Here is a 961-nt window from a genome sequence, read left to right as displayed (position 1 = left end):
GTATAACCCAAGGCTTTGTCTTCGCCTTTCATTCCGATAAGGGATATGACGCTTTGGTCGGTATAGCCGTCTTTGGAACCTTTGTCCACCCAGCGCAGTATCTGCCTGCTGATTCTCATTGCCGCTTCTTGGCTGCTGATTTTTCTGCCTTCGCGTTTTTCGACTTCGCTCTTGAGATCATTGGCATATTTGTCGAACTGAGTTTGATTGGGCGGTTTCAGTGCATAAGGTGATGCAGGCTACTTTTTCTGATTGCTGTGGCAACTTGTCGAAAGAAAGGCAGTCTGAAACGGTTTTTCTGTTTCAGACTGCCTCTTAGCTCAAACCTTGAAAACCGCATGCGTTCGTTCCGCACACATTCTCGTTGAGTAATATTAAGTAATAAAGCACATATGCCCAACCGGCTTTGTCAAGAGCTTCCGAAAGGCTGCTTGCGCAGCATGACATGCTACGGCTTGTTTAATCAAAACTCTACTGATCTAAAAATTCTAACTCTATTTCCCGGCAAACTATATCTATGCTAAAACCGGTCGGAAGATCATACCTACCGCCTATCAATTCCAACGTACCTCCATAATCCCAGATTTCATCATCCTGCTTTAATTTGCCAAGCTCCAATACATTTTTGATCTTTTTATCTTGGCTCTTCGTAGCGTATTCATATCTAAATTTTAGATAGCTGAACTGCTTGAATTTAATTTTTACCCAGTCTGAATAATTGAGCATAGGGTTCTCTTGAGGAAAATCCGGATAATTCACATTCTTGACGATGATATGAAATTCATCATTTTTCAAAGTATAGTTTAATAGAGACCCTTCAATTATATGCAGAAATTGATAATCTTTTCTTGGAATAGTATAAGTCGTCATATTATTTTACCTTCAAAACGCTGCTTGCGTAGCATGAAAGCTACGGCTCTGAAACTCTCCTGATCTAAAAATTCTAACTCTATTTCCCGGC

The 961-nt window shown here is 40.5% G+C and carries 1 protein-coding gene; it reads right to left on the bottom strand.

The features are described 5' to 3' along the window. Positions 1-471: 471 nt before the first annotated feature. Positions 472-870 carry a hypothetical protein gene (locus HMPREF2675_RS10625; protein WP_070815041.1) on the bottom strand — a complete coding sequence of 133 codons (399 nt, stop codon included), beginning with the start codon at positions 868-870 and terminating at the stop codon, positions 472-474. Positions 871-961: the final 91 nt, after the last annotated feature.

The organism is Neisseria sp. HMSC061H08 (assembly GCF_001836795.1).
Classification (GTDB): domain Bacteria; phylum Pseudomonadota; class Gammaproteobacteria; order Burkholderiales; family Neisseriaceae; genus Neisseria; species Neisseria subflava_A.
Note: the sequence above shows the minus strand (reverse complement) of the source record. Positions and strands in the feature narration are given on the sequence as shown.

Excerpts from the sequence above, each read along its gene's own strand:
- HMPREF2675_RS10625 (WP_070815041.1), bottom strand. The coding sequence starts at position 870 with ATGACGACTTATACTATTCCAAGAAAAGATTATCAATTTCTGCATATA.